Source organism: Acinetobacter sp. CFCC 10889 (genome assembly GCF_003268395.1).
In the GTDB taxonomy this organism is placed as follows: Bacteria; Pseudomonadota; Gammaproteobacteria; order Pseudomonadales; family Moraxellaceae; genus Acinetobacter.
On record NZ_LQXQ01000014.1, the window covers coordinates 51,044 to 63,160 of the forward strand.

Here is a 12,117-nt window from a genome sequence, read left to right on the forward strand (position 1 = left end):
GTCTGAGAAAATTATGAGCCTTACCTCTTCTGAGCAATATGCACAGCATCAACATTGGATGCGTCAAGCCATTGCTGAGGCTGAAAAAGCAATTTACCGTACTCGTCCCAATCCTGCTGTAGGGTGTGTGATTGTAAAAAATGACATGATCATTGGGCGTGGGGCTACCGCACCAGTGGGTGGTTCACATGCAGAAGTTGTTGCGATGCGTGAAGCAGGTGAGTTGGCACAAGGTGCAACAGCCTATGTGACTTTAGAGCCATGTGCACATTATGGTCGTACACCACCATGTGCAAAGGGCTTAGTTGAGGCAGGCATTGCTCGTGTTGTTGTTGCATGTGCAGATCCAAATCCTTTAGTTGCTGGTAAAGGTCTAAAAATCTTACAAGAAGCTGGTATTGAAGTCGTGACAGGCGTATGTACAGCAGAAGCCGAAGTACAAAATAAGGGCTTTTTAAAAGCTATGTCTACAGGCATGCCATATGTGCGTTTAAAAATTGCTTCAAGCTTAGATGGTCGTACCGCAATGGCATCGGGTGAGTCGAAATGGATTACGGGTAGCGAGGCTCGTCAAGATGTACAACATTGGCGTGCCATTTCAGGAGCGATGATCACAGGCATTGAAACCATTTTAGCTGATGATCCACAACTCAATGTACGCCAGTTAGTTGATGTGAATATGGATAATATTGTACAACCGCAACGGGTAATTTTAGATCGTCAAGGGCGCTTGCCTCTAGATGCTCAAATACTTAAGCAGCCTAAAACTGTGATGGTGATGGGACCATTTCGTCAAGAGCTTGCACAATTGGGTGTGGCACAATTAGAAATACAATCGCTATCAGATTTGCTTAAAACCCTGAAAGATTTCCAAATTTATGATGTGATGATTGAAGCAGGTGCAACCTTATCTACAGCTTTTCTACAAGAAAATTTGGTCGATGAAATCATCAGCTATGTTGCACCGACATTTTTAGGTCAATCCGCACGTGCCATGTTCAATGCCAATTTTGAACAAATGGCGCAACAACTTCGCTTTAAACTTGAGGATGTGACCCAATTGGGGCAAGACATCCGCTTAAGATTAATTCCTTTGCAAGAGTCAGTATGAATTCAGAGACTTCTTCGGTATATCACAAACGTCGTCACGCCGCCCGTACGACAGATGAATATCTTTTCAATCAGCTTGTGCCTTATCTGGGCAATAAGCGCCGATTGTTACATCTGATTTTAGAAGCACTGGAACAGACGGGAACATTAAACCATAAAGGTAAACGTGCCCCGATCTTTGCTGACTTTTTTGCAGGCAGTGGCGTGGTGTCACGTTTAGCACGGCAAAATGGCTATCGTGTGATTGCCAATGACTGGGAGCCTTATAGTCATGCATTGAATCATGCACTCTTGGCATGTACTGATGCACCTGCATTTAAGGAATTGGGCGGTTATCAAAAAGCTATTGATTATTTAAATCGTTTGCCTGAGGTGAAAGGTTGGGTGACGCATAATCTGTGCCCACGAAATGATGAAATTTATGATCCTAGCCGTGACCGTTTATTCTTTAAACGCCGTAATGGTATGCGTATAGATGCGATTCGTCAGCAAATTGCCACATGGCAAGCGCAGGGTGCGATTGATGATGTCGAAATGAGTGCTTTGCTTGCACCATTACTCTATTCAGCAAGCTTTGTGAGTAATACCAGTGGTGTATTTAAAAGTTTCCATCATGGTTGGGGTGGGCGTACTCAGTCTGCCTTAGAGCGGATTGAATCTTTAATTTGGCTCATGCCAAGCCGTTTCTGTGAAATTGGTGCGGATGCCAAACAAAGTACACCTATGGCTGAAATGTGGTGTGTTGATGCACAACATTTAGCCAATCAAATGAGTGGTTTTGAGGTCGATGTTGCGTATCTTGATCCACCTTATAACCAACATGCTTATAGCAGTAATTATCATGTTTTAAATTCTTTAACTTTGTGGGATCAAGTTGATATTCCAACACCTGATACCAAAGGCTTTAAGAGCGGAATTGACCGTGCATGGCGTAAAGAGCGTCCTAGTCCATATAATTCTTCTAAACATGCGCAAGAAGCGTATGAGAAATTATTGTCCACCATTAATGCGCGTTATATCTTAACCAGTTATTCAACCGATGGTAATATCGAAGTTAAAGACTTGCTCGAAGCCAATTTAAAACGAGGTAAAGTTTCATTATTGACACAAGATGTACCACGTTATCGCGTCAGTAAACAACGTCAGTCTGAACGTGCTCGTGTTTTAGAATTCATTGTGATTACCGATACACATGCCAAATCTGGACCGCCACTGCGACAGTTGCTTGGTCAGCTTTATCATTTTGCTGAATTGGGCGGGGTGGATACTTCTGGTGTCTGTACCCAATTGGATTTGTGGTAAGGTGAAATAAAAAGATGCTTGAAAACAGCATCTTTTTTTGTATTGGAAAATATTGGATGTGTAAAATTAATTTAAGCCATTCAATGACATTTAATATTAATAATATCAAATCCAATTGTTCTGATCTTTGCAGTGATATTCATTTATTCATGTTTTAAATCAATGCTCAGCAAGAATAGTTGCAAAGAAAAGATCGAATTACATAACATTCTTGCATAGAATAGCATTGCAACCCAAAAACAAAGGTGAATTATGTTTACAGGCATTATTGAAAGTTTAGGTAAAGTAGAAAGTTTACAAAGCGTAGGTGGTGATGTGCGTTTACGTATTCATACTGACTTAGATATGTCTGATGTACATTTGGGTGATTCAATTGCAACCAATGGAATTTGCTTAACCGTGATTGATTGGGGAGAAAATTGGTATGCGGCGGATGTGTCTCGTGAGAGCTTGAATCGTTCAACTTTGGCAGATTGGAAAGTGGGTCAAGCGGTCAATGTTGAAAAAGCCATGTTGCCAACCACACGTTTTGGTGGGCATATTGTCAGTGGACATGTTGATGTTGTTGGCGAAATTACGGTGGTGCGAAGTGATGCACGTTCATTGTATTTTGAAGTGACAGCACCTGCTGAAATTGCAAAATATCTCGCAGAAAAAGGCTCAATCACAGTTGATGGTATTAGTCTTACCATTAATCATTTACGTGGCAATATACTTAGTTTAAATCTCATCCCACATACCGCAGAACGTACTAATATTGGCACATGGAAAGTCGGTACAAAAGTCAACTTGGAAGTAGATGTTTTAGCACGTTATATTGAACGTTTACTATTGGGTGATAAAGCCGCTGAAGTGAAAACTGAGTCGAAGCTCAGTATGGAATTTTTAGCACAAAATGGCTTTTTGAAATAATTTTCGCTTACACTCACATTTTACAGCCTATTTTAGGCTGTTTTGATTTTTTGCTCAGTCGTTAAAATGAGTATGTTTGTACATTACTAGCAGAGAGTTTTCTATTGATTGACTTCTTAATGCATATAGAACAATTATTGCCTGTATTGCTTGATCAGTATGGATTGTGGATTTATGCCATTTTGTTTCTGATTATTTTTGCAGAAACAGGCTCAGTGTTTATGTTCTTTTTACCAGGAGATAGTTTGCTGATCGCCATTGGTGCATTGTGCTCCACTGCTGAGGCGGTGCATCTAAGCTATATGGGTATTTTGCTGATTATTGCTTCGATTTTAGGCTATATCGTAAATTATTATACAGGGCGAGCTCTCGGATTTCGATTCTTTAAACAGCATCCTAAAATTTTCAAACCAGAATATATTGAAAAGACCAATGCTTATTTTCTAAAACATGGCGGTAAGACCATCATGATGGCACGCTTTATTCCCTTTGTACGTTCATTTGCACCATTTGCCGCAGGTGCAGGGCATATGAAAATGAATAATTTTATGTTTTATAATGTCTTAGGTGGATTTATTTGGATTGGGGTATTACTGGGGATTGGTTATGGAACAGGAAATTTAATCTCGTACACAGTAGATTTATTCTAATAGGATTGTATCAGTTAAAAGATCTGTATAAAAAACCAAGTCCAATATTGTTTGAACTTGATCAGTCGAGTTTTTGATAAAAATTAATGTTTGGTGATGGTGAGTTCAGTTTTTTGAAACCAAGGGTTTTTGGGTGCATCTTGCTCGATAGAAAAAATGCCTTTTTCAGATTCACGGACTAAAAATGCAGAAATACAATGAAAATCTGCTCGGCTAATCAATAAATCTTGTACAGAAACAGTCCATTTCTCACCAGAATTGAGGATGGCAATTTGGTTCGAGATTTGGCTTAACATGTCCATTTTATTTTCCTAGTCATGTAGTTTTGAGTAACTCAAAAACTATTTTTATCATTAAGAGATTAAAACATGACTATGGTGTGACATTTGTGTGTCAGTTTAATGACAAAGTAAATCAAAATAAATGCTAAGCTTCGCTATTATTCTGCTTTAGAAAAGTGTGAATTTTTCAAAATATAAGCAATTTCTTCATCTGATGCTGCTTTGAGTTTAGCTTTAAAGTCAGCAACTGCTTGTTCAATAAAGGTTTCAGCTTCAAGTTCTAAGCGTAGGCGCACACTTTCGAGTTCAGACATGATCTGATGATCAGCGACTTTAAAATGATTATTGGCATAATCAGTTGCAGGTGTTTTGGGATTTTCGGTATAGCGTTCGGTATATTGTGAAATTTCAGTTTGAATATCTTCTTGAATGGCTGCAAGAGAAACAGTTTGTTGTTGAAACTGACGGATTTCATCATCTAAAAGCTGTTGATTATACTGTTGTTGTATGGCGCGTTTTTCTGCCAAAGACTTTTCTAAAGCCAATTGTTTACGGATACGGGCTTCTTCGATCAGCTGTGCTTTGAGATCTGCATAGGCTTGTTCAACTTTAAGCTGTGCGACTTGCATGGCACGCTTGTCATTGTCCATCCATGTTTGGATGTTGGACTCAGGTGTCAACAAATCACAAATGCGATTGAGATCATCTAAATAGGTTTGACGAACAGCCTCAGGCGTATCGAGCCAACGCTTTTTAAAATCTTGACCTACATTCAATGCCACCACGCATCTCCTTGTTGTGATTTGAAAATACTTTTAGAGTTTAAATGTTTGAGGCGCAAAGCCTAAACGTCGGTATGCTTTATATTTTTCACGACCGAGTTGTTTGGCTGACTCATCATTTTCAACAATTTCAATAATGTGACTAAATTGTGCTGCTGGTTCAAGTGCTTGATTGTTAAAATTAAACACAATCCACTCAGATGAACTTGGCAAATGTGCAGAAATGCAGATAGGTGCAGTATCTTGCTCAATGCCATGGGCAAGGAAACTACTTGGATCAAATTCCCACAGTAAATCATCAAGTTGCTGTTGTATCTCTACATCAGGACAATGAATCCAAATTTTGCTATGTTGCTTTGAAATTTTACGGCAGAGACGACAAGTGCTTTGCACCTGTCGTTCTGGGCTTTTTTCAAATAGATAAAAGCTAATTTTAGCCATTGGCTTTGGCACGATTGGCAATGAATTGCATCAATAAAGGCACAGGGCGACCTGTAGAACCTTTGGCTGCACCTGATAACCATGCAGTGCCTGCCACATCCAGATGTGCCCAACGGTATTCACGAGTGAAACGTTGTAAGAAACAAGCAGCTAGAATTGCACCTGCTTGCGGACCTGCACCACTGATATTACCGATGTCTGCAAAGTTTGAGTCCAACATGTCTTGATAGTCATCAATCACAGGTAAGCGCCATACACGGTCAAAGCTTTCTTCACCTGCAACATTGATTTCTTGTGCAAGTTCATCATCTGGAGTGAATAAACCACTGAGTACTTTACCGAGTGCAACCACACATGCACCTGTTAAAGTTGCAATGTCGATCACCACAGCAGGATTAAAGCGTTTTACATAAGTCAGCGTGTCACATAAGACCAAACGACCTTCTGCATCAGTATTTAAAATTTCAACCGTTTGACCACTCATTGTGGTGACAATATCCCCCGGACGAGTTGCATGACCTGATGGCATATTTTCAGCAGCAGCGATTGTACCAACCACATGAATAGGTAAATTCGCTTCACATAAAGCACGTAATGTTCCCAGTACTGAAGCAGCACCACACATATCGTACTTCATCTCATCCATACCCACACCTGGCTTAAGGGAAATACCACCTGTATCAAAAGTAATGCCTTTACCCACTAAAACCACAGGCGCTTGATCAGGATTAGCTTTATATTCAAGGGTAATCACACGTCCCGGGCGTTCTGAACCTTTGCTGACTGCAAGGAATGAATGCATGCCCAAATCAGCCAATTGTTGTTCTTCAAGAACTGTGACTTTTAGAACATCAGGAAATTCAGCAGCTAAAGCACGAGCTTGTTCTGCTAAATATTCAGGGAAACAGATATTTGCAGGGCAGTTACCTAAGTCACGAGCAAAGTTTTGACCTTGTTGTACTGCTTCGATCAAGCTAATTTGTGCTGCATCTAAAGAAGTGGTTGTCGTTACTAATTCAACGTCTGCCAAAGTAAATTCATTCTTTTTACTTTTGAATTCATCATAACCATAAGCAGCTTGAGTCAAGTTCAAAGCAAAGAGATAATGTAATTCAGCAGGCAAAGCAGAAATATCAATACTGATTTGTTTGAATTTTTTTTGTGACGCTTTGATAATGATTTGTGCGATTTTTGCTAATTTTGCTGCTTTTAATTCAGCCGCTTTATCGATTCCAACCAAAGTGCTATGCGTATTTTGCGCCACTTGCCCAAGTAAAGATAAAGTTTCTGCTACACCAGACTTAAATTGGCTTGCTGCGATTAAATTGTCTAAATTATTGATTTGATAATTAGATTTTATAGCTGCTAAGTTATCAGTGCTTGCCAAAATGAACAGGGCTTGGCTGTTTGCACTGCTTGAAGATGATGTTTTTAAGCTTAATTTCATATGCGATCTATATGCCTTTAGAGACGTTTGAAAACATTAAACCATTGAAACACTACCAATGATAGAATTTCAATGTGGTTTTATATTTTTAACATTCGGGTAAAATACATAACTTGATATTCCCCCAACTCACTTTGGAAGATTCCCTTGATTATAAGACGTTATCTCGTCAAACAAGTTGTTTCAACATCTTTGGTTGTTGTTGCACTGCTCACACTCATTATGATGGGTGGACGTTTGATCAAGTATTTTGGTGTCGCAGCTCAAGGGCGCTTAGATGCCACCATTTTATTTAGCATTATTGGCTATCGCTTACCTGAGTTTTTGACTTTAATTTTGCCACTTGGCTTTTTTATTGGCTTAATGTTGGTCTTTGGTCGCCTGTATGTGGATCATGAAATGGCGGTGTTGAATGGGAGTGGGGTGAGTAAAATCCAACTTGCACGTTTGCTGATTCCACTTACGGTGGTGTATTTGGCGGTGCAAAGTGTGTTGATGATTTGGATGTCACCTTGGGGTATTCGTGAGTATGAAAAATTAGTATCGACACAAGCAGTGCGAACGGGTTTTGATTTGGTACGCCCCAAAGAGTTTATTTCCTCAGGACCTTATACGATTTATGCAGGTTCTTTGTCAGATGACCGTAAGAATTTAAAAGACATTTTCTTTTATCAACGAGCAGAAAAGGCGGGTAAACCTGATGTGATGATTTTGGCAAAAGAAGCGACCCGTGTTGAAGTTGCTGATGATACAGCCAATGTTGTGGATCTGTTACAAGGTCGCCGTTATGAAATTCATCCAGGTAAACCTGAATATACCCAAGCAGAGTTTCAGTCTTATCGTTTACGTTTGGAAAATGATAAAGAAGCCAAGTTTGAAAGCAGTGATGTAGAAGCTTTGCCATTTTCCAAATTGCTTAAAAATACAGATGATCCTGTCATCAGTAGTGAGTTAGGTTGGCGAATATTTGTGCCATTTAGCATGATTGTTGCAGTGATGTTGGCAACAGCATTGTCAGAAGTAAGTCCACGTCAAGGGCGTTATTTAAAACTTTTTCCAGCACTTTTAATTTTTGCCAGTTTGATTGTGGCATTAATGGCGATCAAAACCCGTATCAGTAAAGATGAAGTAGGTATATGGGCATATCCTGCGGTGTTACTTTTCTATGCGATTGCTGCTGCGCTATTTTCCCGTAAACAAAAATTAGCACCGAAAATTAAGAAACAAATTCAGCGAGTGAAATCATAATGTTAGCACGTAAAATTGTCGCCAAGCATGTGGTCAATACAACAGCACTTGCGATGTTGGGTGCAACAGCAGTATTGTCTGTTTTACAAGTTTTATTCACTTATTTGGGTGAATTAGGTGACTTAAAAGAAGGTTATACCGCTTGGAATGCGTTGCAATATGTGTTGTGGGGTGCGCCAAAGTATTTATATGAAATTTTACCTATTTCTGCTTTGATTGGTGCTGTTTTAGGCTTAGGCACATTGGCATCGAACAGTGAACTGATCATCATGCGTGCGTCAGGTATTAGTTTATGGCGTATTGTTGGTTGGGTGATGCGTTCTGCGATGTTGTTGGTGGTACTGTCTTTTGTGCTTAGTCAATTTGTTGTACCTTATACCAATGAACAAGCCAAAAGTATTAAAAGTAAAAAAAGCGTGGCAGCTTTAGGTGAAGTCAAAGGTTATTGGTCAAGAGAAGGGCAGCGTTTTATTTATATTGACTATGCCAACTCCAAAGGGAATTTAAAGCAAGTGCAAGTGGTCGATTTTGATCAAGATTATCGTATGGAATCAGTATTAAATGCTGAGCAAGGTAATTTTGTCAAAAATGGACAATGGAGCCTGACTCAAGCCACACAAGTAAATTTGCAAGCAGATGGACGTGCGACAGTAGATCATGATAGTCAGCAAAATCTAGCTTTGGCATTGCAACCGAAATATGTGCATATGGTCACGATTGACCCTGAAGATTTAGCACCTAGTCAGTTAATCAGTTTTATGCGCTATATGGATCAATACAGCCAAGTGCCGAAAACTTATTTATTGGCATTTTGGCAAAATGTTGGTTCGCCATTTGCTCTATTAGCATTAGTGTTAATTGCTTGTTCCTTTATTTTTGGACCATTGCGTCAACAGTCGATGGGCTTTCGTTTAGTGATTGCTTTATTTGTGGGGCTTGGTTTTTATTATATCCAAGACTTTTTAGGCTATGCGAGTTTGGTGTATTCACCATCGCCTGCGTGGTTTGTATTCGTGCCAATTGTATTGATGTTTGGTGTAGGTAGCTATTTATTACATCGAGCAAGATAATAATAGTTCTCATTTAAAATACTGATGGTGCTTATAAATGAATACCATCAGCTTCACATAGAGTCTTATCTAAAAAAAAGGTAAGATATGACGATTAATTTGTAAACAGAAAAGAGTGTAAGTTATGACGGATGCAACTGCTGGCAAAATCCCTCACGTTCTAGTGATCATGGACGGTGTGGGTCATCGTGAAGCGGTCGAGGATAATGCGTTTTTAGCAGCAAAAACGCCAAATCTAACCATGATGCAAGACCAGCATCCGCATAGTTTAATTTCAGGCTCTGGTGAAGATGTGGGTTTGCCTGATGGGCAAATGGGTAACTCAGAAGTGGGTCACATGAACCTCGGTGCTGGTCGTGTGTTGTATCAAGATTTTACCCGCATCACCAAAGATATTCGTGATGGTGCTTTTTTTGAACATGAAGTTTTAGTTGATGCTGTAGAAAAAGCCAAAGCTGCCAATGGTGCAGTGCATATCATGGGTTTATTGTCACAAGGTGGCGTACATTCTCATGAAGATCATATTGTTGCGATGTGTGAGCTTGCACTTAAACGTGGTGCAAAAGTGTATTTACATGCTTTCCTTGATGGTCGTGATACGCCACCACGTAGCGCACAGCCTTCTTTAGAAAAGCTGGATGCTTTATTTGCTCAATATCCAAATCAAGGTCGTATTGCGACCATGATTGGTCGTTACTTTGCCATGGATCGTGACAACCGTTGGGATCGTGTTGAACAAGCCTATCATTTGATGACCGAAGGTGAAGCGGTTCGTGTGGTGAATTCTGCGGTTGAAGGCTTAGAACAAGCCTATGCAGCCAATGAAAATGATGAGTTTGTCAAAGCAACCCGTATTGGTGAGATTGCCAAAGTTGCGGATGGTGATAGCATTGTATTTATGAATTTCCGTGCAGACCGTGCCCGTGAAATTACCAAAGCATTTGTAGAAAAAGACTTTGCCAATTTTGAGCGTAAAGTTGTGCCAAATCTGTCTAAATTTGTGATGTTAACGCGTTATCAAGCAACCATTGATGCACCTGTAGCTTATATGCCTGAAGAGCTTAAAAACTCAATTGGTGAATATTTATCATCACTGGGCAAAACCCAATTACGTATTGCTGAAACTGAAAAATATGCACATGTAACCTTCTTCTTCAGTGGTGGTCGTGAAGATGAATATCCAGGTGAAAAACGTATTTTAATTCCATCACCGAAAGTCGCAACTTATGATTTACAACCTGAAATGAGTGCGCCTGAAGTGACTGATCAATTGGTTGCTGCGGTGAATTCAGGTGAATATGATTTACTTGTGGTGAACTATGCCAATGGTGATATGGTTGGGCATACGGGCGTATTTGATGCAGCAGTGAAAGCAGTTGAAGCAGTGGATGTGAGCCTTGGGCGTTTGTATGAAGCAGTGATGGCAAAACACGGGCATATGTTGATTACAGCGGATCATGGTAATGTAGAACAAATGCAAGACTATGTCAGTGGTCAGGTCCATACTCAACATACCACTGAACTTGTGCCATTTATTTATGTAGGTCCAACATCAGCAACGATTGCAGAAGGTGGTGTGTTGGCAGATGTTGCACCGACATTACTTCATCTTATGAATATCCCTGCACCGAAAGAAATGCAAGGACGTAACTTGATTACGCTCAATCCATAACATTAAAGAAGGCAAGTGCATGGCTCAAACTTGGAAATATCGTGTTATTTTAAGCGCTTTACTTGCAAGTACAAGCCTGTCACTGTGGGCTGCAGAAAACTCTGCAGTCCTTGATTTTGATGAAGAAATGGAGCAGAGCAGTGCTGAAGTACCGATCGAGTCCATTGAACAATTTGTACAAATTTATGGCATTGTCAAAGGCAATTATGTGCAAGAAAAGCCTGATGATGCTTTATTTTTACAAGCCATTAAAGGTTTGGTGAGTGGATTAGACCGTTATTCACGTTATTTAAGCCCTGATGACTATAAGCAACTGATTCAATATACCGAAGCAGATTTAGCAACCGTTGATTTTAAATTAATTTTGGATAGCCATAGCCATCAATGGCAAATTTCTGATTTAAAGGAAAACTCAGATGTTGCCAAACAAGGGTTAAAAAATGGTGACAGTGTTTTTAAAATTGATAATCAAGAATTAAAGAATTTAAATGCAGAGCAAGTCGATGATTTGTTACATGGTTCGATTGGCTCAAGTTTTCAACTTCAATTGGGAGCAAAAAGCCCTGCAATTTCTTTAGTGCGCAATAAAAAATTAGAAATAGCCGATATTGAACCTGCTTTATTACACAATCAGGTTTTAGTTTTAAAAGTAAAAGTATTTCAACAAGATACTGCAAATGAAATTAAGCGATTGTTAGAGGAATATAGTGCAGCACGGATCAAAGCGGTGCTGATTGACCTACGGAATAATCCTGGTGGATTACTTTCCGCTGCTGTTGAAACGGCTGATTTATTTTTAAATCAAGGTACAATTGTCTCAACTAAAAGTCGTTCAGAAGGCAACCAACAGTTTCAAGCACTACCAAGCAATGAATTTTCAAATCTTAAAATGGGAATTTTGATTAATAATCGTTCTGCTTCTGCAGCGGAAGTCTTTACTGCTGCCATGAAAGACCATCAACGTGCATGGGTGATGGGGGAAAAAAGTTATGGCAAAGGGGTAGTACAAAAGTTATTTCCATTGCCTAATGGTGCGGCACTACAAATGACAGTATCACACTATTACACACCCAAAGATACGATGATTGATGGATTAGGGATCACACCAAATCAAGAGTATCCTTGGAGCTTGGAAATGAAAGAAGATAACTATTTAAATAATGTATCTGAACTTTTACTCAAACATCGTGATTAATCTTGGG

At 39.6% G+C, this 12,117-nt stretch carries 12 protein-coding genes; 8 read left to right on the forward strand and 4 right to left on the reverse strand.

The genetic code is table 11. The features are described from left to right. The first annotated feature begins 13 nt into the window (after positions 1-13). The 4 genes from ribD to AVJ19_RS07090 all read left to right on the forward strand — a co-directional run bounded on the left by ribD (position 14) and on the right by AVJ19_RS07090 (position 3,974). The gene (gene ribD / locus AVJ19_RS07075; protein ID WP_111859090.1) at positions 14-1,111 is read left to right on the forward strand and encodes a bifunctional diaminohydroxyphosphoribosylaminopyrimidine deaminase/5-amino-6-(5-phosphoribosylamino)uracil reductase RibD; all 1,098 of its coding nucleotides are present in this window, start codon (positions 14-16) and stop codon (positions 1,109-1,111) included. Next, on the forward strand, positions 1,108-2,412 hold the full coding sequence (locus AVJ19_RS07080) for a DNA adenine methylase (protein WP_111859058.1): 1,305 nt from the start codon (positions 1,108-1,110) through the stop codon (positions 2,410-2,412). Before ribD ends, AVJ19_RS07080 begins: the two co-directional genes overlap by 4 nt. Positions 2,413-2,664: 252 nt before the next feature. Beyond that, entirely contained in the window at positions 2,665-3,324 is a 660-nt protein-coding gene (locus tag AVJ19_RS07085; protein ID WP_111859059.1) for a riboflavin synthase, read from the forward strand. Between the two features lie 104 nt (positions 3,325-3,428). Then, on the forward strand, positions 3,429-3,974 hold the full coding sequence (locus tag AVJ19_RS07090; protein WP_111859060.1) for a VTT domain-containing protein: 546 nt from the start codon (positions 3,429-3,431) through the stop codon (positions 3,972-3,974). An 83-nt stretch (positions 3,975-4,057) separates the two neighbouring features. Here AVJ19_RS07090 and AVJ19_RS07095 read toward each other — a convergent pair whose 3' ends face one another. The 4 genes from AVJ19_RS07095 to AVJ19_RS07110 all read right to left on the reverse strand — a co-directional run bounded on the left by AVJ19_RS07095 (position 4,058) and on the right by AVJ19_RS07110 (position 6,925). Further along, on the reverse strand, positions 4,058-4,276 hold the full coding sequence (locus AVJ19_RS07095) for a hypothetical protein (protein ID WP_111859061.1): 219 nt from the start codon (positions 4,274-4,276) through the stop codon (positions 4,058-4,060). Between the two features lie 137 nt (positions 4,277-4,413). Continuing rightward, complete coding sequence (locus tag AVJ19_RS07100; protein ID WP_111859062.1) at positions 4,414-5,037, reverse strand: hypothetical protein; 624 nt, start codon at positions 5,035-5,037, stop codon at positions 4,414-4,416. A 33-nt stretch (positions 5,038-5,070) separates the two neighbouring features. Continuing rightward, the gene (locus AVJ19_RS07105; RefSeq protein WP_111859063.1) at positions 5,071-5,478 is read right to left on the reverse strand and encodes a DNA polymerase III subunit chi; all 408 of its coding nucleotides are present in this window, start codon (positions 5,476-5,478) and stop codon (positions 5,071-5,073) included. Next, on the reverse strand, positions 5,471-6,925 hold the full coding sequence (locus AVJ19_RS07110; RefSeq protein WP_111859064.1) for a leucyl aminopeptidase: 1,455 nt from the start codon (positions 6,923-6,925) through the stop codon (positions 5,471-5,473). Before AVJ19_RS07110 ends, AVJ19_RS07105 begins: the two co-directional genes overlap by 8 nt. Before the next feature lie 147 nt (positions 6,926-7,072). On the opposite strand from AVJ19_RS07110, the gene lptF reads away from it, so the two are divergent. From lptF to AVJ19_RS07130, 4 genes are all read left to right on the forward strand, one after another. Continuing rightward, positions 7,073-8,173, forward strand: coding sequence for an LPS export ABC transporter permease LptF (gene lptF, locus AVJ19_RS07115; protein ID WP_111859065.1), 1,101 nt, complete (start codon positions 7,073-7,075; stop codon positions 8,171-8,173). Further along, complete coding sequence (gene lptG / locus AVJ19_RS07120) at positions 8,173-9,243, forward strand: LPS export ABC transporter permease LptG (RefSeq protein WP_111859066.1); 1,071 nt, start codon at positions 8,173-8,175, stop codon at positions 9,241-9,243. Before lptF ends, lptG begins: the two co-directional genes overlap by 1 nt. Positions 9,244-9,367: 124 nt before the next feature. Further along, entirely contained in the window at positions 9,368-10,915 is a 1,548-nt protein-coding gene (gpmI, locus tag AVJ19_RS07125; protein WP_111859067.1) for a 2,3-bisphosphoglycerate-independent phosphoglycerate mutase, read from the forward strand. A 19-nt stretch (positions 10,916-10,934) separates the two neighbouring features. Continuing rightward, complete coding sequence (locus AVJ19_RS07130; protein ID WP_111859068.1) at positions 10,935-12,110, forward strand: S41 family peptidase; 1,176 nt, start codon at positions 10,935-10,937, stop codon at positions 12,108-12,110. Positions 12,111-12,117 lie beyond the last annotated feature (7 nt).